We start from the raw sequence: 24,856 nt of genomic DNA, 5'->3' as shown, positions 1-24,856 counted from the left end.
ACGCCTTTTTGTTTAGATATGATGTTTTTGGTCGGAACAAGATGTATGTACGACCTCGTAAGTAATTTCTTGTTCTTTAATAATTGATAAGTTGGTCGAGTCTTCTTTCTTTATATATGTTTCGATCAATTGTTCATCTTCTTTCAACCATTTCATAAATGAAATAATCATTAGAAGCATAATGACAATGAGAGGTAGAGCTGTAATGATAGTAAGTGTTTGCAGAGCATCCAAAGCATTACCATACATTAAAATAATGGAGATACTTGTTAATAGAATAGCCCAGAAAAGCCGATACCAACGCACAGGCTGTTCACCATGTTGAAGGTTTTTAGATGCAACATCTGCAAGTGTAAACGCCCCAGAGTTAACGGTTGTGGCAAGGAAGATTGCAGCCACTATAATGTATACAACAGCTAATATACTGCCTAAAGGCAAGGCCTCTAATGTGGCTATAATTGCTGCCGGAGCGCCTTGATTGTCTAAAATATCAATAACTGGCACCAAGTTATGTAACTCCATGAACATACTGGTGTTACCAAATACAGTGAATGCAACCCAACAGCCAAATGTACCACCTATTAATTGACCTAAAATAAGACCTCGAATGGTTCTTCCCTTTGATATACGTGCAGCGAATATTCCTGTAAATGGTGCATAGGAGAACCACCAGCCCCAATAGAAAATCGTCCATGTTTGACTAAATTCAGATCCTCCGAAATTGTCTGTATAAAAGCTCATTCTAAAAAAGTTTTGCATGAGAACGCCGACACTTTCTGTAAAACTGGAAAGGATAAATACGGTGGGACCAAAAATAAATATAAAAATGGCAATTGCAAAATACAAATATAAGTTCCAATCACTTAAAAACTTCATACCTTTGTTCAATCCAAAGTATAAAGAAATACATACGAATATAGTTAAAGCAATGACAATGCAGATATTTAGGCCCATTGTTTTTTTAATACCAAACCAATGATTAATCCCTTCTGCGACAAGGGGAGAGCCTAAAGCTAAAGATGTTCCAACACCACCTATTAATCCAAACATAAAACAAACATCTATGATTTTTCCAATCCAGCCATCCGCTCGATTACCAATAAGACCACGACATGCTGTACTTAACCGAACAGAAGGATATTTTTTAATATAGAGAGCATAAGCTATTGGGATAGAAGGAATGCAGTAAATTGCCCAAGCAGAAAAACCCCAGTGGAACATGCCATATGCATGGGAGAAATCCGCAGCTTCTGGACTTTTCGGTGTTAAGCCAAATGGAGGACTTTCGTAATAAAAAGCCCACTCAATAATTCCCCAGTACATAATACCTGAACCAATACCTGCTGTGAAAATAAGAGCAAGCCAACTGAAAGTTGAGAATTCTGGCTTTTCTTTTCCTAATTGTATTTTTCCATATTTGCTAAAGGCTAGCCAGAATAAAAAGCCAAAAATTGCAGCGCAAGCCCATAAGTATAAGGGGCCTAAATCTTTTTTGATAAAATTTAATATATTATTTAGTATAGCTGTTCCTTTTTCAGGATTAATCAGTATTGGGAGCGTTATTAGCAGAACGAGACCAATTGCGATACTTAATATTTTTATATCTATTTTTGATTCTTTATTCATAAATGCTGCCTCCTCAATTTGGAAACGTTTTCATTGGTTGCTTTTCTTTGAAAGGAAACGTTTATCCCGTCTAGCTAATAATCGGTGGGAGATGAACGATAATACGCAATGATTAAAGTTTCGTAATATTAGATAGTAGTGATGATTGGAGCAAATAGATTATTAATAAAAATCATTCAATTTCGCATTAATTATATAATAGGATGTTCGGCATAAAACATATAAATTGTGAATAAATTCACATATTTTTGTGAGAGTTTTGTTATAACAAGTTTTCTTATGTCTACTTAGGAGAAATAAAATAGTAGCAAAATGAATTTTATTTTAAAAAAATGTGAATGTTTACAGAAGTATTATTCAGAATAAAAAAGCATTTATCATCCCAAGTGCTATTAATCCACTTTTGAGAAAGCATATTATATGATAGGTTTACGATATGAAGAAAGGAAGATTTATTTTGCAATCATTATCATCGTTTCCACAAGCAATACAAGAGCTTATTCACCAAGTAAGAAAAGAAACTACTTCTGAATTATTCACTACTCAACATAAAGAGTATATTCCGCCTAATCCAGAAATTTTGATAGATGCAGCAGCTGCTTTGGCAAAAGGGAAAAATGTGTTATTGAAGGGACCTACTGGATCAGGAAAGACAACGTTTGCCGAAACACTTTCGCGTTTATTTCATAATCCAATGCACAGCATTAACTGCTCTGTTGACCTTGATACAGAAGCTTTATTAGGATTTAAGACGTTGCAATATAACGGAGAAAAGCAAGAAATAGCCTTCATAGCAGGACCTGTTATTCAAGCGATGAAGAACGGTCAATTCCTATACATAGATGAAATTAATATGGCCAAGCCTGAAACACTACCGATTCTGAATGGAGTGTTGGATTATCGAAAAACGATTACGAATCCATTTACTTCAGAAGTTGTTGTAGGGCAAGAAGGGTTTGGCGTAATCGCAGCTATTAATGAAGGATATATAGGAACAACACCATTGAATGAAGCGTTGAAAAATCGTTTTATTGTTATTGAAGTGCCATACATTCAAGGTGAGGCATTAAAACAAGTATTGAAAGAACAAAGCAGTCTTGAAGATGAAAGTATGATTGAGTGGTTTACAACATTGTCTCGAGATTTGATTGCGGCGACTGAAAGAGGCGAGTTATCTGAAGAAGCTGCTTCAGTACGTGCACTATTGGATGCAGCTGATTTATCAACGCTTATTCCCATTGAACGTGCTATTCAACGCTGTATTATTGATAAATTAGAAGAAGAGAAAGAGAAGCAACTCGTACAAAATATCGTGGATTTATTGCTACCGTAAGTGAAAGGGGCGCCTATTAAATGAGGTTTATTAAATTCAATGATAGTACAGTAGATAGTGCCTTATATATTCAACTTCAAGGCATTGCACATATTCTAACCGACAATGAAGATTTTACTTTTGAAATGGCGTATGGTCATCAAATCGACCCAATGAAGATGGTAATTACGGCAAGTCATTTCTGGGATCATTATGAAGCAAATAACCGAAACGCAGCATACAAAAGTGATGTTGTGCTTCGTGCATTAGGAACATATCATCATACTGATATTGAAGCATGTAAGTTGTTTCATAAATGGGTGAGAAAGCAGAAGCATAAGAAGTTTGCGAATGCCCTTTTTACCTTACTTGAGGATATAAGATTAGAAGAGATTTGCAAGAAAGAGAAAAAAGGAACAGCGAAATGGTTTACGGTGCGTCGTGAATTGTTACGTTCTTATTTTCAAACACAGTTAAATGCGAACCAATTGCGAGAATTTGAGTGTGATACATTATTTTGTATGATTGCTGTTACTCTTTTATCTGAGAATCCAGTGTATAGTTTTTCGATAAAAATCAGTGAGCATCTCGAAGAATTAATGCAAGGAATTCAGTCGTTATTATATGACTTATACGATGCGAAAAATACGAAGGATGTTATACGTATTACACAGAATATATGTTACCGAATAGAAGAAGCAATCAGTGAAGATATGATTCCAGCATATTTCGTTTTTCCAATTCATGAGCTTATGGAATGGGGACAGTTAAAGAATAGTGATTTAGATGATTTAAAGCGAAAAGATCCATTGCAAAACAAAGATGAAGAAGATGTAGAAGAGGAAGATCAAGAAGTCATAGATGAAACGTTTTCGACTTGGCATGGAGAAAACAAAAATAAAGAGCAAAAGCAAACGTTTCTTCGTTTTGAATTAGAGCAAGGTACGAAAACTTCTTTAATGGGTAAAGGAGCTAGAGAAGGAAGCGAACAAGATCAGGTAAATGCATCCGTCCAAGGTTCCATGCAGAAGACAAGCCAGCAACGATATGAACAATTGCAAGCATTAGATAAAGAAAAGACGAAAAAGCAGGATAAGAAATCTACCTATGCTTATGGTGAAAGAAATCAGTATGCGAAGCATTTACTAAAGCGTCCATCAGAACCAACAGTAGAGCAAACGCTCCTTTATCGACAATATGAAAAAGATGTTGAAGTAGAGATTACGAAGCTACGTAAAACATTAGAAAAACATATTGAACAAAAGCGCAATCAGCAGCGAAGTGACTTATTATATGGGCGTATGTCTAGAAAATGGGTTCCGATTCTTACTGACCCTATTCCGAGAGTGTTCTATAAGAAGCATCAGCCTTCAACAGAATTGGATGCGATTTTTACATTATTAATCGATTGTTCAGCTTCTATGATGGATAAGATGGAAGAAACAAAGAAAGCAGTTGTATTATTTCATGAAGTATTAATGCAATTGCGCATTCCTCATAGTATTGTTGGTTTTTGGGAGGATGCGGAAGAAGCAAGGAAAGACTATCATCCAAACTATTATCATGAAGTTGTGTCATTCGATCATTCGCTAGCAAAAGCAGCAGGTTCAGCTATTATGCAATTAGAACCTCAAGAAGATAATCGCGATGGTTTTTCGATTCGAATTGCAGCTGAAGAGATGGAGAAAAGAAGGGAAAAACATAAATTCTTACTTGTGTTCTCTGATGGCGAACCTTCTGCCAAGGATTATGAAAAGTTCGGGATTATTGACACATTTGAAGCGGTTAAAATGACACGAAAAAAAGGGATACAAGTTGTTGGGATGTTCTTAGCAAATGGTTTAGTGGAAGAAAGTGAACGTGAACTCATGAAGAACATTTACGAGAAAGAACATTTGATGATTCCTGATATGGAAGAGCTACCGTCAATTTTTTCAGCTTTTTTGAAGAAAGTATTAGTAAAAACAATATAGAATGAGGGAGATGAAGTAGTATGATACCAATTAAAATACCAAGAGAAGAAAAGCTCGAAATTATAGCAAACATTCAAAATCACTTTTATCGAGAAATGTCCGATGAAATTGGTGATTTAGCTGCTGAGAATTTGTTAGATTTCATGCTTAAAGAATTATCTCCACATATTTATAATCAAGCGATTAAAGATGCGCGTACGACAGTTGAGCAAAAAATGATGGCCTTAGAAGAAGATTTATATGCACTTGAGAAGCCTATACGATAATTCGTTTATAAAAGAGTCCCTTAATCAGTCAATGTGAATAAGGGACTCTTTTTAACTTATTTTAGTTGTTCAGCTTTTTGATGCACCATAGCAAGATGTTCTTCAATGTTCTGAGCTGTCACTTTTACACCGAAATCAGCAGGTATATTCGCCTTAGAATCATTGCTTAAAGATTGTGCAATGAGTGTTCCGACAGGTGGGTAGAAGTGATGTCCATCAAAATAATTTGTAATATCATTCGTTACACTATTCGGATACATAAAGTTTGTTACTTCTCCAAAAACCGTCGTAACGTCTTTTAGCCATCTATCGTAATCTGATAAACGCCCTTCTTCAACAAGCGCTTCAAAAAGCTGTGTCGATATAGGTGTTGTAAAAACGATAAACTTTGTATTTGGATTATTATTGATTAATTCCTGCATATAGATAGCATAATCAGGATTGTACTGATAGGTTTTACCGTAAAAGACATCTTTAAATTTTTTAATCTTTTCTTTTGTTTGTGTAGCAATTGTTTTAGAATCAATTTTTTTTGCAACAGCTACGTTTTCACGATTGTAGTTTCGTTCCTCAACTACTTCATTTTTACGTGACTGTTTAAAATTAGTGTAAGCATAATCTAATGAGTCAAAAGAGAGTAAGCTTTTTGTTCGATAGAAACGCTCGTTTAATTTCACTTTATATGAATCTAGAGAACGTGGTGCAGCGCTTTGATCTAAGCTGGTTTTAAAGAAATCTAATCCAATAATAATGGTATCGAATTCTTTCCCACGTCGTTCTTTTGCAAATTCGATAAAGGAATTGTATTCTCGGACAGACATATTACTAACTGCAAAATTGTATACGTTCATATCTTTAAAATCATGTTGATTAATATACGTAGTACGGCTACTTCCAATTAGCAAAGTATCGTAATCAAACGGCTGATAAGTGATAAAGTTTGTTTTTTGTTGTCTTTCATCTATTACAGTTTGTACATCATTATATTCATTTGAACTGCCGAATAGCCACAATGGGTCTATATAATAAATGAAAGATGCACCGCTTATGACGACAACGAAGACTATAGATAGTACTTTGAATATAAATGATTTATAAGTCATAGTTTCACCTTAGAAGTTAAAATATAAGAACTCTGATACCTTTTGTAATTGGAAAATACAATAAATCAGTAATCCTGCACATAAAGATACATTAAACCAGTTAGGCTTAAAATCGTCTCGCAGCTGTAATGAGTTTTTTGCCTTGAATGCAACGAATAAAGCCATTAGCAATAGAATAGAAGTTGACATGAAATCTTCTGATAGTTTATAAACATAAGTTGGAATATTCCAATTTATGTTAAATAAATCACATAATTGCTGAGGTACATACACACCATTCAAGCCAATCATCGCTTTTAGTACATTTAGAGCTACTTCGATAGTTGGCGCTCTAAAGAAGACCCAAGTGGCATTGATAAATTGGAAGGTAATAAACCAGGCAAGATATTTATTCATACTGAATCCAGCACGATGCCAAAAACGATAAATAACAGAGGCAAGACCATGAAATAGACCCCAGATAATGAACGTCCACCCAGCGCCATGCCAAAATCCACTGATAAAGAAAATAATCATAATGTTAATATATGTTCTTATTGGTCCTTTTTTGTTCCCACCTAAAGGGATATAAATATAGGTGGTTAAAAAAGTAGATAATGTAATATGCCATCTTCGCCAGAAATCTTGAATGTTTAATGCTTTGTATGGCGAGTTAAAGTTTCTAGGTAATGCTATATTGAACAGTAATCCAATCCCAATCGCCATATCGGAATATCCACTAAAGTCAAAATATAGCTGTACGCTGTAAGATAAAGATGTAATCCAAGCATCAATAAAGGTTAATGAATCAGATACGCTATAACCTTGTGAAGCCCAAACAGCGAACGTATCAGAAATTCCAACTTTCTTGAATATTCCAATGGCAAAAACAAAAAGTCCTAGAGATATGTTTTGATAATTGATTTTACGCTTAGTCGTATCTTGGAATTGTCCCATAACATGGCTATGATGAACGATTGGTCCAGCAATTAATTGTGGAAAAAAGGTTACGAACAATCCATAGTTAAGAAAGTTATATTTCTTTGTTTCAAGACGATAAGAATCCACTAAATATCCAATCTGCTGGAAAGTGTAGAAACTAATCGCTAATGGTAAAATCAAATGTAATAAAGGAATATTAGTTGAGAATACTGAGTTAATATTCGTTACGAAAAAATCGTAATACTTAAAGAATCCAAGCAATGCTACGTTGAATAGAATTCCAATCGTTAACATTGTTTTTCGGAAATAGAACCTTTCTTTTCCTAAATATGTTCCAACGAGGAAGTTTATAATTAGTGAAACTAATATTAGTGGTAAATATTTAGGATTCCACCAACTATAAAAGAATAATGATGCGAATAAAAGCCACAATTTTGAAAGAGAAAAATTTAGCTTGTTTAATAAAAAATAACCTACAAAAACGATAGGTAAGAATAGAAAAATAAATTCAAAAGAATTAAATAGCAATCTATGTGTTCTCCTTTTAAAAAATATTTCGATATAGTTTATTCGACTGTAACATGATACTATATTCTTTTATTTTTTAATAGGTTATTAATTTGGTTAATGTATAGATTTACTATATTGGAATATAATAAAAGAAGGATGCTACCTTAGATTGATAATGTTTTTTACAAACTAAGGTAGCATCCTTCTCATGGAAAGATTAATATTGGAGCCGTTCTATGATCATGAAAGACAAAGCTTTTTTTATGAATTATTTCGACGATCACGTTTTATTTCAACTTGATATTTTTCAAGGAATACACCGATTAGCATGCTAGCTATTAAGAATGGATAGAATTCACGAATCGTAAAAACTTGTGCTTCATTACTCCAAATAGATCCGAGAAAAGAATGCAAATCTACTTGTATAGAAGAAATGAGAATTAGAATATGCAAACAAAACCATACAATAGATAGAGTATTACTACCAAACTTTGCGAATGCTGCAATCCCGCCAATAATTACGGCTACTAAGATAATGATGGCAATATTAGACGGCATTAAAAATGAGTGAAAGAAAACTTCTTTAGCGGCTTTAGAAAATAACAAGCCAAATATGATAAAACTACATGTGTAAGTCGTAAAAATAAGGGCTCTGTTGAACTTATATTTAGTAGAAACTAGTGTAAGAGTAGCAAGAATAAGGATGATAGCTGTGACATAAGCATGATTATTTAAAATAAGCGCAATCATACCGATTAGGGCTAATATTAGATTAAGAATATCTAATTTCTGAATAATTGCATTGTACATATTTTTCACTCCTCTTCTAATGTCATTATACCCCATATTTGAAAAGTAAATCGTAAGTTTGGAAGTCGTTTGTATCTATTTAGCTTGCAACTATATGGCTTGGTTGTCTTTAAGTTATTGTGAATTCAGAGCAGGTGTGTTAAATTAAAAGTAATATTGTCAAGATGTAGGAGGTGGACTGCGTGCTTAACACAGTGCTCACAGTTCTTCTAGTTATTGTTAGTATTTCACTAATCGTGGTTGTACTTCTTCAATCTGGAAAAAGCGCAGGTCTATCAGGTGCCATTTCCGGTGGTGCTGAACAGCTATTCGGAAAGCAAAAAGCGCGTGGAATAGATTTAGTTCTACACAGAATAACAATTGTATTAGTTGTCCTCTTTTTCGGACTTACAATTGCTCTTTCTTATTTTGGATTGTAATAATGAATTCTTAAAGACCAGCTTATAGCTGGTCTTTTTGTTGTCTATCCTTACACCTGCCATGCTCGGAAATAAGTCAAGCTGTTTTGAAAACCAAGATCGGGTTTTCAAGAACAGCTCGTCTTATTTCTGCCGCATGGCTCTTTTTCGTTTGGGAGTAAATCAAGGAGCGTAGGCATCAATCGAAAAAGACCGGTGCCGGTTTTTCTTAAAAGATAAGAATGTATATAAATTTGTGCTGTGTCTAGCTCCAGCGCCCAGCGACTAGTAGATTTCGCCCATCTCCCTACGATAAGTCAACATCGAATCGGCTACCGCCTCTTCGTGTTTCCTTTATCTCAGTCGAAGTGCTCCAATCTATACGTCGCAAAACGGGCGCTTGCGCTTTTCTTATTAATTGTTGTGATATTGACAAAATTCATCTGAATTATGGTGTTTTTTTGTGCGATAATGGTAACATATGGGATAACTTCTTTAATGGGGGATGTGTTAGCCTTGAAAGAAGCTTTACGCGGAAAAAACATTCTATTAGTAGAAGACGAAAACAATATTAGAAATGTCATGAAGCTATATCTACAAAGAGCTGGTTTTGAGGTTCTGGAAGCGAGTGACGGGAGTCATGCACGTGCCCAATTTTTAAAATATAATCCGTGTTTTGTTATACTTGATTTAATGTTACCAGGTGAAGATGGTACAAGTATTTGTCATTGGATTCGTCATGATTTAAAAAGCAATGCACCCATTATTATTGTTAGTGCTAGATGCGAAGTAGAAGATCGTATAGAAGGATTACAAAAGGGAGCCGATGATTTTCTTGGGAAGCCTTTTAGTCCAAGTGAGTTAGTAGCTAGAGTTGAAACGGTCTTGCGTCGAACTGCTAATCGTTGTAGTATTTAAACATTTACGAAGTAAAATAAATGAATGCAGTAAGTACCCGTTTATTGAGACGGTTAGAGGAAAGGGTTATCGATTTAACCCTTAATTTCAAGAATCTTTGTTGTGATGCTACAAGCTTCGTAACAGGGATTTTTTTTTGAAGAAATGCGAGCAATAACGATGAGATGAAAGAACTTGTTTTCATAGCTTTATGAAGGGAAATTTGATTAAATAAAGGAAGGATGCAACTGAAACAGTAGTTCTGCTGTTTAGTATAGACAAAGGAGTTTTGAAGAAATGAAATTGACGATTCCAAAACCGTTTACGTTTGAAGGAGGAAAACGAGCGGTTTTATTATTACATGGTTTCACAGGGAATTCTTCGGATGTACGAATGATTGGGAGATACTTAGAAGATAAAGGGTATACTTGTCATGCCCCTCATTATAAAGGACATGCTGTTCCACCTGAAGAATTAGTCAAGTCAGGTCCGAAAGATTGGTGGAAGGACGTTTTGATGGGGTATGATTTTTTAAAACGTAAAGGACATGAGGAAATCGCTGTAGTTGGTTTATCGCTCGGAGGCGTATTTTCTTTGAAATTGGGTTACACTGTACCTATAAAGGGAATTGTACCGATGTGTGCGCCTATGTTTTTCAAAAGCCAAGAGCAAATGTATGAAGGTGTTCTAACATATGCTAGAGAATATAAGAAGCGAGAAGGTAAATCACAAGAGCAAATCGAATTAGAGATGAAGCACATTTCACCGATGAATACGTTGGAAGCTTTACAACAATTAATTCAAGGTGTTCGTGAGAATGTTCATCAAATCGATGTGCCAACTTTTGTTGTTCAAGCGCGTCACGACGAAGTCATTAACCCAGATAGCGCAAATATTATATATAATGAATTAAATAAGGCTCAAAAAGAGATTAAATGGTATGAGAAATCTGGACATGTTATTACGCTCGATAAAGAGAAAGAACAATTGCACAAAGATGTGTATGAGTTCTTAGAGCAATTAGACTGGAAAGAATAGCTTTTACCCTTATTGAGGGAGGTTTTTTATAATGGATGAAAATATCCGTATGTATTATGATCGGTTGCTTCAGTTTATGAAGGAAGAAGCCTATAAGCCGATGACTGTACAAGAATTAGAAGAGGCACTAGGTATTGAAGATTCTACCGATTTCAAAAGTTTCGTTAAAGCACTAGTGAAGATGGAAGAGCAAGGTCAGGTTATCAGAACACGAACGAATCGATACGGTTTACCTGCGAAAATGAATTTAGTTCGAGGGAAATTAACGGCTCATGCAAAGGGGTTTGCATTCGTAACACCTGAAGAGCCAGGAATGGATGATATCTTTATTCCACCTCATGAAACGAAGAATGCGATGCATGGAGATATTGTTCTTGTTCGCGTTTCGTCACAAAGCTCTGGATCAAGAAGAGAAGGTGCAGTAGAGAAGATTATTGAACGTGGCGTAAAACAAGTTGTTGGGACATACTCTGAAAGTAATTATTTTGGTTTCGTTATTCCTGACGATAAGAAGATTGTGAATGACATCTTCATTCCAAAATCCGCAAAAATGGGTGCTGTTGATGGTCATAAAGTAGTCGTTAAGTTAACAGCTTACCCTGAAGGACGTGCAAGTGCAGAAGGAGAAGTTATCGAAATTCTAGGTCATAAAAATGACCCAGGTGTTGATATTCTTTCTGTTATTCATAGCAATGGTTTACCGTTGGAGTTTCCAGATAACGTCTTAAAGCAAGCTGCGGATACACCGGAAACAATTGATGAAAGTGATTTAGAAGGTCGTCGTGATTTACGTGATCAAGTAATCGTAACGATTGACGGAGCAGATGCGAAAGACTTAGATGATGCAGTAACGGTTACACAATTGGAAAACGGAAACTATAAGCTAGGTGTTCACATTGCAGATGTTAGTCATTATGTAACAGAAGGTAGTCCTATTGATACGGAAGCATATGAAAGAGGAACAAGCGTCTATTTAGTAGATCGTGTTATTCCTATGATTCCACATCGTTTATCGAATGGTATTTGTTCATTGAATCCGAAAGTAGACCGTTTAACACTTTCTTGTGATATGGAGATTGATGCTCAAGGTACGGTTGTGAAACATGAGATTTTCCAAAGTGTGATTAAAACAACTGAACGAATGACTTATTCAGATGTAAATAAAATATTGGTTGATCAAGATGAAGAGCTTCGTGCGAAATATGAACCAATCGTTCCGATGTTTGAAGAGATGGAAAAGCTCGCACAGATTTTACGTGAGAAGCGTATGAGACGTGGCGCTATTGATTTTGACTTCAAAGAATCCAAAGTATTAGTGGATGAAGAAGGACATCCAACTGAGGTTGTTCTCCGAGAACGTTCTGTTGCTGAAAAGCTTATTGAAGAATTTATGCTAGTAGCGAATGAAACGGTAGCGGAGCATTTCCATTGGATGGAAGTACCTTTCATCTATCGTATTCACGAAGATCCAAAGGAAGAGAAGCTTCAACGTTTCTTTGAATTCATCACGAATTTCGGATATGTGGTAAAAGGTAAAGCAAACGAAGTTCACCCTCGTGCTCTTCAAGAAATTATTGAAGCAGTGGAAGGGAAACCAGAAGAAATGGTTATTTCAACGGTTATGCTTCGTTCTATGCAACAAGCGAAGTATGATCCTGAAAGCCTAGGTCACTTCGGATTATCGACAGATTTTTATACACACTTTACATCACCAATTCGACGTTATCCGGATTTGATCGTTCACAGATTGATTCGCACATATTTAATTGAAGGTAAAGTAGATCACGCTACTCGTGAAAAATGGGCACATCTATTACCTGATATTGCGGAACATACATCGAAGCGTGAACGTCGTGCTGTAGATGCAGAGCGTGAAACAGATGATCTGAAGAAAACAGAATTTATGTTAGATAAAGTGAATGAAGAATATGATGGTATTATTTCTTCGGTAACGAACTTCGGTATGTTCGTTGAATTAGAAAATACAATTGAAGGTCTTGTTCACGTGAGTGCGATGAATGATGATTACTATCGTTATGATGAGCGCCATCTAGCTATGATAGGTGAAAGAACAGCGAAGGTATTCCGCATCGGTGACGAAATCACGGTAAAAGTAGTCAATGTTAATAAAGACGAACGCGCTATAGATTTTGAAGTTGCCGGTATGAAGAATAATCGTCGCCGTGAAAATAAAGAAACACGAGTATTCAAAGCTGGTTCAAGAGATCGTAAGCGCGGCGGTAAAAAATCTTCAAGCAACGATGATCGTGCACGTAGTAGAAGAAAGAAAAAAGATAGCTCTACATCAGATTCGTCAACAGGTCGTAAGAAGAAAAAAGAGAAAAAGTTCTTCGAAAACGCTCCGAAAAGCAAGCGTAAGAAGAAGCCGAAAAGACGTTAAAATCTCGTGGAGAGCCTTTTAAAAAGGCTCTCTTTCCGCTATCATTAAGGAACGGGAAAGAAAATGTCTACAGGAGTTAGGAGGAAATCCTATGGCAAAAGGTATGGGTAAACAAGTTGCTCAAAATAAAAAAGCATACCATGATTATTTTATAGAAGAAACATATGAAGCTGGTATCGTTCTACAAGGAACAGAAATTAAATCAATTCGTGCGGCACGATTGAACTTAAAAGATTCACATGCTCGTATTCAAAATGGGGAAATGTTCTTATACAACATGCACGTTAGCCCATATGAACAAGGTAACCGTTATAACCATGACCCTTTACGTACTCGTAAGCTATTGCTTCACCGTCGTGAAATCAATAAGCTAATTGGTATCACGAAAGAACAAGGTTACACATTAGTTCCTTTGAAAGTTTATTTAAAAAATGGCTTCGCAAAGGTGTTAATTGGACTTGGTAAAGGTAAGAAGCAATACGATAAGCGTGAAGATTTAAAACGAAAAGAAGCAAAACGTGATATTGAACGTGCATTCCGCGATCGTCAAAAGATGTAAAAGGCTTTTGGTGGTTGTGTAGGGGATGGTTTCTCGGCACGTTAGCTACCATTGGCAGTTGATACAAGAACTGACAATTGCATTTCATACTGTATATGTTATAATTCAATTACTGAATGACAACTGAATAAGCAAACTTGCTTTTGCTATTCATTTTCGTTCGTTCCTTTTCTTATATGGGGACGTTACGGATTCGACAGGGATAGTTTGAGCTTAGGTTGCGAGTCGAGGGGATCGGCCTCGTTAAAACGTCAAAGCCTATAACTGGCAAACAACAAAACAACTTCGCTTTAGCTGCTTAATAACAGTCTAATGCGGTTCCTCCCTCCATTGTTCACGTGGTAGGGTAAGGGACTCACTCTTAGTGAACTACGCCGGATTCCACCGTCTGAGGATGAAGGAAGAGAACAATCAGACTAGCAACGTGGAAGCCTGTCGAATGGCCGAAGCGCTTGCGAAATACTAATAATTCGACTACACTCGTAGAAGCTTAAGTGCCAATGTTTCTGGACGTGGGTTCGACTCCCACCGTCTCCACCATACATAACTGTTTGGTGGTTTTTTATTTGTTTAGAAGTATTAATTTAGCTGTAATCAAAAAACTTAGGGCAATCATATTCTTCAAAAGAAAAGAATTATATATTTATGAACTGTAACCCGATAAATGGACACGTGTAACAAATTTCATTTATCGGGTTACAGTTTATTTTTTATGCTAAATATTTTTAAAATATATCTTATATAACAATGAGAAAAGAGTAGCTGTTGTAATGATATTAAAGTTGGTAATTTTAAATTTTGTATGTAGAAAATAAATTTTCCTTTATATATTTTTGTTGGGATAAGGAAACATTTGAAATGATTTAAATATAATAAAAATAAAGTGGGATGATTTGAATGCTTAAATCAAAACGAATAAAGAATAGAATCTATTTAACATCTTACGTGTGTAAATTAATGGGAATCATTAATGAACAAGAATTTGAGAATATTATAAATCAAGTTCAATCTAAGGATCCCCTGAACTAAATCTGAAAATGGGGATTACCATAAGAACTTTTTAATAGGGTAAGCAATAATTTATTGTGATTGGTCATGAGAGGAGTACCATTTTGGTAATATTGAATGGTTTAAGATTCTAATAAATAGTCAGACTTAATTTGACAAGCAAAATCCCCTATAACAAGTAGGGGGTTTTTTAATAGTTATTCTGTAACATAAGTTCTTTACATACAATATAAAAAAGGTAGGTAAAGGTGGTTTTTTGTGATTGTTAATATAGGAATAATTATTAGTGCACTGGGAACAGCCGTAGGGGCGATTCCTGCTTTATTATTTAGCAATGTATCTCATCGAGTAAAGGATAATATATTGGCATATAGTGCGGGTATTATGGTAGCGGCTTCTACCTATGCCCTAATACCTTCTACTTTAAAGCTATCCAATATGTTTGTTTTAGTAATTGGAATTCTATTAGGGACTACTACTCTGATATTATTAGAGGTTAGTTTACCACATTTAGAAATGGATCATTCTATTCATTCTAATCAGAAGTCAAATCCTGTTCTCTTTATCACTGCAATGGCAATACATAATATCCCAGAAGGTTTATCGGTGGGGGTTAGTTATGCTAGTCATCTAGATGATTTAGGTTCGCTTGTATCTCTAGCGATAGGTCTACAAAACATACCGGAAGGATTTCTAGTCTGTTTATTTTTAATTGCTAATCAAACGCCAAAGGGACAAGCTCTCTTATATACATCTATTACAGCAACAATTGAATTGGTTTCATCATTTATCGGCTTACAATTGACAGGCAAATATTTAGATATCATTCCTTATGGATTGGCTTTTGCAGCAGGTTCCATGTTGTTTGTTGTATATAAAGAATTGATTCCAGAAAGTCATGGTGATGGCAATGAACGATCCGCAACGTTCTCCTTTGTTATAGGGTTGTTAACCATGATTTTCATTACTGAGTTATTAAAATAGTTAACTCTGTAATGAAATCGTTTTGATGTTAAAAAGCAAATTTTTCTTGGAGGGAGGCATGGATTAGCCTATTTTTGTGAAATAATTCACTTGGATTAGAGACTTTATGCACTGAGCCGATATATTAAAAATGCTCATAGAAGTCCACTGTTTTAAATATTTAGCTAATTAGGTTAAGCGTGTTTTTTTGTATTACCAAATTTAGTAATAATATCAATGAATATAAAATAGCATGTTTTATTCATAATGAAAAAACATGCTATATATTGATGTATATATAATAACCAACCTAACTGAAATTACTGAAAAGTAGTGATGATTAGCCAAATATTCAAAACGGTTAAAACGACCGTGGTGATCCAAGCTAAAATTACTACCCACATCTTGTTTCTAAATTCGCCCATTAATTGTTTGTCGCTTGTAAATATAGTTAATGGGATAATTGAAAATGGTAAAGCAACACTTAAAAATACTTGTGTATAAATTAATAGTTTTTCAACAACAGATTCACTATCCCCAAAAAGAACAATGCAAACAATTACAGGTATGATTGCCACTATTCTTGTGAGCATTCTTCTAGCCCACATTGGCATTTTCATATGAATAAAACCTTCCATTATGATTTGGCCGGTTAATGTACCTGTAATAGTTGAATTTTGACCAGATGCAAGTAAAGCAACTGCAAACAAGGTACTTAAAACTGGACTAGCTATTGCACCAACAATCGAAGAATCGTTTAATGCACGATGTAATTGGCCAAGTGTATCTAATGGACCACTATATCCAAAAAATAAAGCAGCACCCAAAATTAATAATAAACAGTTGATTACAAAAGCAATTGATAACTGAATATTAGAATCAATCGTAGCAAATTTTACAGCTTCTTTTAGCTCTGCTCTATTATTTCTATTATATTTCCGTGCTTGAACAATGGATGAATGTAAATATAAATTATGTGGCATTACTGTTGCACCAACGATACCTAATGCAATAAATAAAGCTCCCTCGTTTGTGACAATTTCAGGCTTTGGAATAAATCCAGAAAACAACTGAGCTATATTTGGTTGAGAAAGAATCACTTCATAAAGAAAAACAATTAAAATGGTTGCAATTAGTGTAATAACAACTGCTTCAACCTTCCGAAAACCAAACCGTGCTAGTATTAATAAAAGAAAAACATCTAATACAGTAATAATGACACCAACTAATAAAGGTAAATTAAATAATAATTTAAGTGCAACTGCGCTCCCAATAACCTCGGCAATATCAGTTGCCATTATTGCTAATTCAGTGAGAATCCATAATATAAAGCCCACTTTCATCCCGGTTTTCAATCGAGTGACCTGTGCTAAATCCATTCCCGTTACAATCCCTAATTTAGCTGCCATACTTTGCAGTAACATTGCAATAAGACTAGAAATAAGAATAACTGATATTAATAAATAGCCAAACTGTGCCCCGCCAGCTATTGATGTCACCCAATTTCCTGGATCCATATAACCAACAGCAACTAGAGCCCCAGGTCCAGAATACGCAAGTAGCTTCTTCCAAAAACCTGCGTTTTTAGGTATAGATACTGTGTTATTAATTTCTTCTAAACTTAAACCATTTTTGGTTTTATAAAAAATTTTTTCTCTTCCCATGATCTTCACCCCTTTTTCTTTCCTTTGGACAAAAAAAGTTTACCTAGGGAAATTTAATTTTATTTTACTCCTACTATAAAAAAGTGCAATTATTTTTAGAATATTCCCTATCTTGTTGGCGGGTGCTTTTCAAAAAAACTAACTCTAGTTACACTCAAGCGATTTTCTGAATTATTATGATTGGAACAAATATATTTTTATAGGTAACAAAAAAAGGAGTCAACATACTATATTTGCATAAAAAATTAAGAGTTTAAGTTCAAAGCTGTCATTTTGATAGCTTTTTTGTTATTCCAAAAACGGGAGTTTAGTGGCATGAGGATGTACATCTAAAATACTAAATAGCATTCATAATGGATATCCAGTTTAATTAAGGGGAATTATCAGAAAGGGCACTATAAAACAGAACAAGCCCAAGAATTGGATAAGGAGTGAGCAAGCGATGGACAACATGAAAAATGCAGACAACTTTGGTATGCAAAGTGGAATAGCACAAAAAACAGTTGGCCAGTATTTGTTCGATTGTCTGAAACTAGAGGGTATTACCGAAGTTTTTGGCGTAGCAGGAGATTATAATTTTACACTTCTTGATACTTTGGAATGTTGTAACGGAATTCGTTTTATAGAAGGACGAAACGAACTAAACTCGGGCTATGCAGCAGATGGATATGCAAGAATTAAAGGGATATCTGCTCTTATTACGACTTTCGGAGTCGGGGAGCTTAGCGCTTGCAATGCAATAGCGGGAGCTAACAGTGAGCATGTTCCAATAATTCATATTGTGGGTGCACCTCCTGAGAAAGATCAAAAAGAGCACAAGCTGATGCACCACACCTTAATGGATGGGAATTTTGATGTCTTTCGTAAGGTGTATGAGCAGATTTCAGTTTATACTGCGGTGCTTACATCGGAAAATGCTAAGATTGAAATTCCAGCTGCGATTCGCATTGCTAAAGAGAAGAAAAAGCCGGTATACCTGGTTGTGGCTAATGATTTAGTGACCAGGCCGATCAAAAGTCGGAATGAGCCGGTACCGCAACGTCCAATGTCCAACCTGAAGACCCTTCAGGCTGCGATGAATCATGTCCATCGGCTGCTGGATCGTGCCCACCGACCAGTTATCCTGGTAGATGTGAAAACTATACGTTTTGGTCTTCAGACAGCAGTGCGCAAGCTGGCCGATGCCATGAATGTGCCTGTTGTAACGACGATGTTCGGAAAGGGAGCATTCGATGAGACCCATTCAAATTATATTGGAATGTATCTAGGCTCTTTCGGAGATTCTAATATCCAACAAACTGTGGAAAATGCAGATTGTATTATTGCAATAGGCACAGTATGGGCAGATACTAACACTGCAAATTTTACCGCAAAGGTGAATCCACTAGTGACTATTAATATTCAACCAGATATGGTAAAGGTCGCTGAGGCGGAATATCCGAATGTTTTTGCATCCGACATGCTACTTGCCATGAATAAGGTAGGTAATACGGGCAAAGGTTTGGTGGGGAAAATTTCATTCCCTTACGACCAATCTTTAGCTAATGCCGACAGTCCTCTAATGGCGTGCAACTATTATCCACGTTTTCAGAGTATGCTGAAAGAGGGTGATGTTGTCATCGTTGAAACCGGGACATTCTATAACGGAATGGCTGAGGTGAGACTGCCAAGCAATGTTACATATATTGGACAAGGAGGATGGCAATCCATCGGTTACGCAACTCCCTCGGCCTTCGGTGCTATGATGGCTGCTCCAGAACGTCGAGTGTTGCTATTTACAGGTGACGGTGCCTTACAACTAACAGCTCAGGAAATCAGTTCCATGTTATATTACGGCTGTAAGCCTATTATCTTCGTTTTAAACAATGATGGTTATACGATTGAGAAGTATTTGAATGTCAAAACAGAGGGGCAAAAGTACAACCAAATCCCTCGGTGGTCTTACACCAAGCTGGCTGAAGCCTTTGGAGGTAACGCGTTTACCGTTACGGTTCGGACCTATGGAGAGCTTGACAAGGCTATAATCCAAGCTGAAACGGAATGTACCGAAAGACTCTGTATCATTGAAATGATTGTAGGGGATTCGATGGATGCACCTAAATATATGCAACGGATGCGCACTTATATGGAGAAACAGGAAATACAGCGCAGCCAGAAATAGCTTCGAATAACAAGAGTGTTTCTGAAAAAATATAATTCAAATCGCATATTTTTATAACGTAAAGCATAAATTTTCTATTTGGAAGGTTTATGCTTTATTTTTTCATTATGAATTTCTATCATTCTAGAATATGGAGTGGATTGTAAGTGAATTAATCTATGAATTAAAACTTCTTTCTTATTGTGGTTATTCAATGATATTTTGCTTGTCTGAAAGTCATTTATTTTATGATAAGCTAGTAAAAAAAAGTATCAATGGGAGGGAGAAATATGGTAGAAAAAAAAGAAAAACTACTAACAATCGGTGAGATTTCAAAAATAATGAATTTACCAATTCGCACCTTTCATTATTACGATGAGATTGGTGTTTTTAAGCCTATTTATATAGATGAAAAAACGAATTATCGTTATTACAGTGAGTCACAACTTCATAGTTTAGACTTAATCAAGTCCTTGAAGTTTATCGGAACGTCGTTAGAGGACATTAAGTTCGCACAGTCGTTAACACCAGAGCAGCTGGTTGATTTTTTAGCAGAGCAGGAGCAGATTGTTGAGCAAAAGATGAGGGAAATGCAAGAGGTGCACTATACGCTATTAAAAACAAAGAAGCACTTAGAGGAACAAATTAGTATACCGGTATATGAAGAAGTATATGAAATGGATATGACTTCACAACGTATTTTGACAATCAAAACATCTGAGGCGACTATTGTATATACACCGGAAAAGTACTTTCAAGCTTTAACCGAAACAGTGGAGCGTGAAGGTAGTGTTATGAATAGTCGTTATGGAGGAATTTTTCCATTAAAGCAGTATGATACGATCAATGACTTTTATTACAATTATCTTTTTACTCCGTTGTTAACTGAGCGTTATTTAGAAAGGCTTGCACCGGACGTAGAGGTGCTACAAATCCCAGCAGGTCGCTATGCTTGTATAGCGTTTATTTTTAGTGAGGATATGTATGTAGCAGCATACAAGAAGCTTTATGACTATGTAGCTTCTTTACATTTACATTTAGATGTGAAAACGAAAGTATTTGAAGTATTTATGCCGACAAGCTATTCACCAAATAAAAAGTCCGAGTTCATGGTTGAGTTAAAAATTCACATAAACTGAACAATCCTCTTGACCCTACAGTTACTGTAGGGTTTATATTTTGTTATAGCGATTAAAAAAAGGAGGATTTAGTAATGGGTAAACAACAAAAAATTACGCTCAGCATTTTACTAATGAACTTGTTTATCGCCTTTTTAGGAATTGGCTTAATAATCCCGGTATTGCCAACTTTAATGAATGAACTACATATTAGTGGTTCGACGGTTGGCTTTTTAACAGCTGCCTTTGCGTTAACACAATTGATTGTTTCGCCATTTGCAGGTAAGGCTGCAGATAAATATGGGCGTAAAATCATGATTGTTCTTGGATTGTTTATATTTGGTTTTTCAGAGTTTTTATTTGGTTTTGGTAAAACAGTGGAAGTACTGTTTGTATCTCGTATTTTAGGTGGGGTAAGCGGTGCGTTTATTATGCCTGCGGTTACAGCATTTATTGCGGATATCACAGATATGACTACACGACCGAAAGCACTGGGCTATATGTCAGCTGCTATTAGTACAGGTTTTATTATTGGACCTGGTATCGGTGGTTTCTTAGCGGATATTGGTATTAGAGTACCGTTTTATACGGCAGGTGTACTTGGCGTTGTCGCGGCGATTTTGTCAATTGTGCTATTATCTGAGCCTGACCGTCAGGAGGAGCCAATGACTGAAACTGCTGCAGGGAAACAAAGTAGCTTGAAAAAAATAATGATGCCAATGTTTTTAATTGCCTTCATTGTTATTTTCGTTGCATCGTTTGGTTTAGCAGCATTTGAATCGTTCTTCTCTCTATTTGTTGATCATAAGTTTAGCTTCACACCGGGGGATATTGCGATTGCCATTACTGGAGGTGCGATTTTAGGTGCCATTTGCCAGGTGGTACTGTTTGATAAGCTTATTAAAGTGATGGGAGAAATCTCTTTAATTCGCTGGAGCTTAGTGTTGTCAGGTATTTTAGTATTTGTTTTAACACTAGTTAATTCGTATTGGGCGATTATGGCAGTAGTATTCACTGTGTTTATTGGCTTTGATTTCATTCGTCCAGCCGTTACGACATATTTATCACGTATAGCGGGTAATGACCAAGGCTTCGTTGGAGGAATGAACTCATTCTTTACATCACTTGCCAACGTTTTGGGACCGATTATCGGTGGTCAACTGTTTGATATCGATATTAACTATCCTTTCTATTTTGGAGCGGTGGTAGTTGTTGCAGGGCTTGTGATTACGATGTTCTGGAAAAATCCATCTGATAAAAAGATGTCACTAAGAGTAGAAACTCAAAAATTCAATGGATAATATGAAGCTATCTAGAAAACACCTTTTCTAGATAGCTTTTTTGTCGTTCAAATAAAGCATGAGTTTTCCATCTGGAAGGCTCATGCTTTATTTGGTGTCTAGCTCCAGCGCCCAGCGACTAGTAGATTTCGCCCATCTCCCTACGATAAGTCAATATTGTATCGGCTACCGCCTCTTTGTGTTGTCTAGTTCCGAACGCCATCGGCTCGAGGTCATAAGTCAATCAGTCCAGAAAGTTAAAAGCGACCTTCTAGCCAGCTTGCCTTATGCTTGTCACCGATAAACGGGCGTTCTCCACATTTCGGTTTTTCCTTTATCGAAAGAAGAGTGCTCCAATCTATACATCGCAAAACGGACGCTTGCGCTTTTCTTATGAAAAATCCGTAAAAATATTTTTACGTTTCTGCTGTTTTTCTTAATCGAAGCTTCTGATAACCTGACAAAAAATTTTTACTTGTTAAAAAAAGTGTAGCTGAAACATAATTAATATGCTCATTTAGTGTGAAATTACACTAAAAAGTGATAATTCAATAAAGATTTTCTATATTTTTCTATCGTGTTTGTAGAAAAGTTGGCACGCTTCTTGCGTTATACATTTGTGACAAAGGGAATTCGAGTATTATTTATATTTTTTAAAAGAGAGCGTTCACAGCAATAGTAAGAAAGGAGTTTTTTTAGTGCCAACTGTTGTAGATTCTAAAGAAATTATTCATATTACATCCAAATGTAAAGGCTGCGATCATTGTCGGAAAATCTGTCCAGTTCAAGCGATTGAGGGGAAGCTTGGAGAAAGACATAAAATTAATCAAGATACATGTCTTCGTTGTGGTCAATGCTTAATTAATTGTCCGTTTGAGGCGATTGAAGATTTATCCATGACAGGTAAAATCAAAAAAGCTTTGAAAGATCCGAAAGTATTTACTGTGACACAGGTTGCTCCTGCAGTTCGTGTGGCTTTAGGCGAGGAATTTGGTCTTGAGCCTGGTTCAAACGTGAAGGGAAAGATGTTTACAGCTTTACGTAAGCTTGGTTTCGATAAGGTTTATGATACAGAGTTTGCAGCAGATTTAACGATTATGGAAGAAGGAAATGAATTAATTGAACGCATTACACATGCGAAAGATAAGCTACCGATGTTCACTTCTTGCTGTCCAGCTTGGATTAAGTATGCGGAGGATCATTATCCTAGTTTATTAAAATACTTGTCTACGTCTAAATCTCCTATGCAAATGTTTGGAGCAATTGCTAAAACATATGGAGCTGAAAAATTAAATGTGGACCCTTCGACCATGTTTTCAGCTGCAGTAATGCCATGTACAGCTAAAAAGTATGAATGCCAAAGGGAAGAAATGACTGCTAGTGGCTATCAAGATGTTGATGCTGTTTTCACAACAAGAGAATTAGCACAAATGATTAAGGAAGCAGGAATTGATTTCTTGAATCTTCCTGATGGAAAAGCAGATCGTCTTATTGGTACCTCAACTGGTGCAGCAACTATCTTTGGTGTGACAGGTGGGGTAATGGAAGCGGCACTTCGTACAGCATATGAAGTTATTACGGGAAAAACATTACCAAAGCTTGAATTTAAACAAGTACGTGGATTTGCTGGTATTAGAGAAGCAACCGTTGATATAGCAGGTATGCAATTAAATGTAGCGATTGTGACGGGTTCGAAAAATGTCGATAAAGTTGTAAATGGTGTAATGACTGGGCGAAATAAATATCACTTTGTAGAAGTAATGAATTGTTCGGGAGGCTGTATTAACGGTGGAGGACAGCCAATTCGTCATGACTATTTATAAGGAGGAGCTAGCAAGATGAAAGTATTAAAAGAAACGGTACCTTTTTCAAGAAGAAGTTTTATAAAAGGCTCTGCTGTACTTGGAGTTAGTGCGCTGTTTGGTGGTGCTTTACTCAAAGTAGGAAAGCACTTTTACGATAAAGATACGACGTATATTAGCCAACGTGCAGCTGGACTTTATAAAAATGATGAGGCGATGGCAATTAGAAAATCACATGAAAATCCTGAAATTCAAAAGCTTTATAAAGAGTATTTAGGAAAACCATTGTCTCATAAGTCGGAGGAGTTATTACATACTTCATACACAAACCGCTTTAATCAGGTAACTAAGGGATAAGGAGGTAGCGAGTAATGAGAAATCAACAAAAGACAATGCTTATGAAGCATGCACCGCAAACAAGAATTATGCATTTTATTGTCATGATTGCATTTGTTGTCATGCTTATTTCGGGAATAGGAATGTATTTTCATCTTGGTTGGTTGAATGCTTTATTTGGTGGACCGGCACTGGCATCGTTGATACATAGAATTATGGGCGTTGTTTTTACAGTGGTACCACTCTTGTATATTTTGACAAATTGGAATCGCTTTGCGCAGTTTATTGATACTATTTTTACATTCACAAAAGATGATGCAAAGTGGTTTACCGTAATGGGTGGATACTTACCATTCTTGTTAAAAGGTAAGGTTCCACCTCAAGATAAGTATAATGCTGGTCAAAAAATATTAGGAATCAGTATTGTCTTCGGAAGTGTGATATTTATTCTGACGGGATTTCCAATGTGGTTTTTTGTAGAGTCGATGTCTGCTGCGTTTATTAATCTACTGTATTTAATACATGCAATCGATGCATTGGTTCTAGGGATTTTTGTTTTCGGTCATTTCTTCCTGGCAGCAATCTATCCTCTATCAAGAAAAGAGCTTGGTACGATGATGAAAGATGGATTAGTTGATGAAGAATATTCTTCACATCATAACGGTAAGTGGTACAGAGAGGTAAAGAATCAAAACAATCAAGCCTAATTGAATTAGAAGTTCAGGGGAGGG

The 24,856-nt window shown here is 35.9% G+C and carries 21 protein-coding genes and 1 other RNA gene; 17 read left to right on the top strand and 5 right to left on the bottom strand.

What is annotated here, in order from left to right:
- Window positions 1–12: 12 nt before the first annotated feature.
- Entirely contained in the window at window positions 13–1,626 is a 1,614-nt protein-coding gene (locus TX86_RS16680; RefSeq protein WP_081707729.1) for a BCCT family transporter, read from the bottom strand.
- A gap of 436 nt (window positions 1,627–2,062) precedes the next feature.
- Here TX86_RS16680 and TX86_RS16675 point away from each other — a divergent pair, with 436 nt between their 5' ends.
- Genes TX86_RS16675 through TX86_RS16665 form a run of 3 tightly spaced genes read left to right on the top strand, consistent with a single transcriptional unit; the run spans window position 2,063 to window position 5,177 of the window.
- A complete protein-coding gene (locus TX86_RS16675; RefSeq protein ID WP_042350678.1) occupies window positions 2,063–2,959 on the top strand; it encodes an ATP-binding protein in 897 nt (298 codons plus the stop codon).
- A 20-nt stretch (window positions 2,960–2,979) separates the two neighbouring features.
- On the top strand, window positions 2,980–4,911 hold the full coding sequence (locus tag TX86_RS16670; protein WP_042350677.1) for a vWA domain-containing protein: 1,932 nt from the start codon (window positions 2,980–2,982) through the stop codon (window positions 4,909–4,911).
- A gap of 20 nt (window positions 4,912–4,931) precedes the next feature.
- Window positions 4,932–5,177, top strand: coding sequence for a DUF2164 domain-containing protein (locus TX86_RS16665; RefSeq protein WP_042350676.1), 246 nt, complete (start codon window positions 4,932–4,934; stop codon window positions 5,175–5,177).
- 56 nt (window positions 5,178–5,233) lie between these two features.
- On the opposite strand, the gene TX86_RS16660 is transcribed toward TX86_RS16665, so the two are convergent.
- The 3 genes from TX86_RS16660 to TX86_RS16650 form a co-directional block, all read right to left on the bottom strand.
- Window positions 5,234–6,280, bottom strand: coding sequence for a hypothetical protein (locus TX86_RS16660; RefSeq protein WP_042350675.1), 1,047 nt, complete (start codon window positions 6,278–6,280; stop codon window positions 5,234–5,236).
- 9 nt (window positions 6,281–6,289) lie between these two features.
- Entirely contained in the window at window positions 6,290–7,729 is a 1,440-nt protein-coding gene (locus tag TX86_RS16655; protein WP_042350673.1) for an MBOAT family O-acyltransferase, read from the bottom strand.
- A gap of 243 nt (window positions 7,730–7,972) precedes the next feature.
- Entirely contained in the window at window positions 7,973–8,521 is a 549-nt protein-coding gene (locus TX86_RS16650) for a hypothetical protein (RefSeq protein ID WP_042350671.1), read from the bottom strand.
- Window positions 8,522–8,703: 182 nt separating this feature from the next.
- Here TX86_RS16650 and secG point away from each other — a divergent pair, with 182 nt between their 5' ends.
- The 8 genes from secG to TX86_RS16620 all read left to right on the top strand — a co-directional run bounded on the left by secG (window position 8,704) and on the right by TX86_RS16620 (window position 15,806).
- Entirely contained in the window at window positions 8,704–8,940 is a 237-nt protein-coding gene (secG, locus tag TX86_RS16645) for a preprotein translocase subunit SecG (RefSeq protein WP_042350670.1), read from the top strand.
- Window positions 8,941–9,417: 477 nt separating this feature from the next.
- Window positions 9,418–9,837 carry a response regulator transcription factor gene (locus TX86_RS16640; RefSeq protein WP_042351180.1) on the top strand — a complete coding sequence of 140 codons (420 nt, stop codon included), beginning with the start codon at window positions 9,418–9,420 and terminating at the stop codon, window positions 9,835–9,837.
- Window positions 9,794–9,922 carry a winged helix-turn-helix domain-containing protein gene (locus TX86_RS27625; protein WP_081707727.1) on the top strand — a complete coding sequence of 43 codons (129 nt, stop codon included), beginning with the start codon at window positions 9,794–9,796 and terminating at the stop codon, window positions 9,920–9,922. The genes TX86_RS16640 and TX86_RS27625 overlap by 44 nt, the downstream gene beginning before the upstream one ends.
- 191 nt (window positions 9,923–10,113) lie before the next feature.
- A complete protein-coding gene (locus tag TX86_RS16635; RefSeq protein WP_042350667.1) occupies window positions 10,114–10,854 on the top strand; it encodes an alpha/beta hydrolase in 741 nt (246 codons plus the stop codon).
- A 49-nt stretch (window positions 10,855–10,903) separates the two neighbouring features.
- On the top strand, window positions 10,904–13,255 hold the full coding sequence (rnr, locus tag TX86_RS16630; protein WP_439096859.1) for a ribonuclease R: 2,352 nt from the start codon (window positions 10,904–10,906) through the stop codon (window positions 13,253–13,255).
- Between the two features lie 91 nt (window positions 13,256–13,346).
- Window positions 13,347–13,814, top strand: a complete 468-nt coding sequence (smpB, locus tag TX86_RS16625; protein ID WP_042350665.1) for an SsrA-binding protein SmpB — start codon at window positions 13,347–13,349, stop codon at window positions 13,812–13,814.
- 178 nt (window positions 13,815–13,992) lie between these two features.
- Window positions 13,993–14,354, top strand: a transfer-messenger RNA (tmRNA) gene (gene ssrA / locus TX86_RS26360).
- A gap of 726 nt (window positions 14,355–15,080) precedes the next feature.
- Window positions 15,081–15,806, top strand: a complete 726-nt coding sequence (locus TX86_RS16620; protein WP_042350663.1) for a ZIP family metal transporter — start codon at window positions 15,081–15,083, stop codon at window positions 15,804–15,806.
- 299 nt (window positions 15,807–16,105) lie between these two features.
- Here the strand turns inward: TX86_RS16620 and TX86_RS16615 are convergent, their stop codons facing one another.
- Window positions 16,106–17,449 carry an Nramp family divalent metal transporter gene (locus TX86_RS16615; RefSeq protein ID WP_042350662.1) on the bottom strand — a complete coding sequence of 448 codons (1,344 nt, stop codon included), beginning with the start codon at window positions 17,447–17,449 and terminating at the stop codon, window positions 16,106–16,108.
- A gap of 442 nt (window positions 17,450–17,891) precedes the next feature.
- On the opposite strand from TX86_RS16615, the gene TX86_RS16610 reads away from it, so the two are divergent.
- From TX86_RS16610 to TX86_RS16585, 6 genes are all read left to right on the top strand, one after another.
- On the top strand, window positions 17,892–19,610 hold the full coding sequence (locus tag TX86_RS16610) for an alpha-keto acid decarboxylase family protein (protein ID WP_042350661.1): 1,719 nt from the start codon (window positions 17,892–17,894) through the stop codon (window positions 19,608–19,610).
- A 269-nt stretch (window positions 19,611–19,879) separates the two neighbouring features.
- On the top strand, window positions 19,880–20,728 hold the full coding sequence (locus TX86_RS16605) for a MerR family transcriptional regulator (protein WP_042350659.1): 849 nt from the start codon (window positions 19,880–19,882) through the stop codon (window positions 20,726–20,728).
- Between the two features lie 74 nt (window positions 20,729–20,802).
- The gene (gene norA, locus TX86_RS16600) at window positions 20,803–22,008 is read left to right on the top strand and encodes a multidrug efflux MFS transporter NorA (RefSeq protein ID WP_042350658.1); all 1,206 of its coding nucleotides are present in this window, start codon (window positions 20,803–20,805) and stop codon (window positions 22,006–22,008) included.
- A 677-nt stretch (window positions 22,009–22,685) separates the two neighbouring features.
- On the top strand, window positions 22,686–23,810 hold the full coding sequence (locus TX86_RS16595; RefSeq protein ID WP_042350656.1) for a [FeFe] hydrogenase, group A: 1,125 nt from the start codon (window positions 22,686–22,688) through the stop codon (window positions 23,808–23,810).
- Between the two features lie 15 nt (window positions 23,811–23,825).
- A complete protein-coding gene (locus TX86_RS16590; RefSeq protein WP_042350655.1) occupies window positions 23,826–24,146 on the top strand; it encodes an iron hydrogenase small subunit in 321 nt (106 codons plus the stop codon).
- A 14-nt stretch (window positions 24,147–24,160) separates the two neighbouring features.
- Entirely contained in the window at window positions 24,161–24,832 is a 672-nt protein-coding gene (locus tag TX86_RS16585) for a formate dehydrogenase subunit gamma (protein WP_042350654.1), read from the top strand.
- Window positions 24,833–24,856 lie beyond the last annotated feature (24 nt).

This window comes from Bacillus massiliigorillae (assembly GCF_000380245.2).
GTDB lineage: Bacteria > Bacillota > Bacilli > Bacillales > DSM-1321 > Bacillus_AD > Bacillus_AD massiliigorillae.
This window is presented reverse-complemented; position numbering and strand designations above follow the sequence as displayed.

Bases quoted from the DNA above. Each gene is read 5' to 3' on its own strand.
- TX86_RS16680 (WP_081707729.1), bottom strand. From the start codon at position 1,626: ATGAATAAAGAATCAAAAATAGATATAAAAATATTAAGTATCGCAATT.
- TX86_RS16675 (WP_042350678.1), top strand. From the start codon at position 2,063: ATGAAGAAAGGAAGATTTATTTTGCAATCATTATCATCGTTTCCACAA.
- TX86_RS16670 (WP_042350677.1), top strand. From the start codon at position 2,980: ATGAGGTTTATTAAATTCAATGATAGTACAGTAGATAGTGCCTTATAT.
- TX86_RS16665 (WP_042350676.1), top strand. From the start codon at position 4,932: ATGATACCAATTAAAATACCAAGAGAAGAAAAGCTCGAAATTATAGCA.
- TX86_RS16660 (WP_042350675.1), bottom strand. From the start codon at position 6,280: ATGACTTATAAATCATTTATATTCAAAGTACTATCTATAGTCTTCGTT.
- TX86_RS16650 (WP_042350671.1), bottom strand. From the start codon at position 8,521: ATGTACAATGCAATTATTCAGAAATTAGATATTCTTAATCTAATATTA.
- TX86_RS16640 (WP_042351180.1), top strand. From the start codon at position 9,418: ATGGGGGATGTGTTAGCCTTGAAAGAAGCTTTACGCGGAAAAAACATT.
- TX86_RS16635 (WP_042350667.1), top strand. From the start codon at position 10,114: ATGAAATTGACGATTCCAAAACCGTTTACGTTTGAAGGAGGAAAACGA.
- rnr (WP_439096859.1), top strand. From the start codon at position 10,904: ATGTATTATGATCGGTTGCTTCAGTTTATGAAGGAAGAAGCCTATAAG.
- smpB (WP_042350665.1), top strand. From the start codon at position 13,347: ATGGCAAAAGGTATGGGTAAACAAGTTGCTCAAAATAAAAAAGCATAC.
- TX86_RS16615 (WP_042350662.1), bottom strand. From the start codon at position 17,449: ATGGGAAGAGAAAAAATTTTTTATAAAACCAAAAATGGTTTAAGTTTA.
- TX86_RS16610 (WP_042350661.1), top strand. From the start codon at position 17,892: ATGGACAACATGAAAAATGCAGACAACTTTGGTATGCAAAGTGGAATA.
- TX86_RS16605 (WP_042350659.1), top strand. From the start codon at position 19,880: ATGGTAGAAAAAAAAGAAAAACTACTAACAATCGGTGAGATTTCAAAA.
- norA (WP_042350658.1), top strand. From the start codon at position 20,803: ATGGGTAAACAACAAAAAATTACGCTCAGCATTTTACTAATGAACTTG.
- TX86_RS16590 (WP_042350655.1), top strand. From the start codon at position 23,826: ATGAAAGTATTAAAAGAAACGGTACCTTTTTCAAGAAGAAGTTTTATA.
- TX86_RS16585 (WP_042350654.1), top strand. From the start codon at position 24,161: ATGAGAAATCAACAAAAGACAATGCTTATGAAGCATGCACCGCAAACA.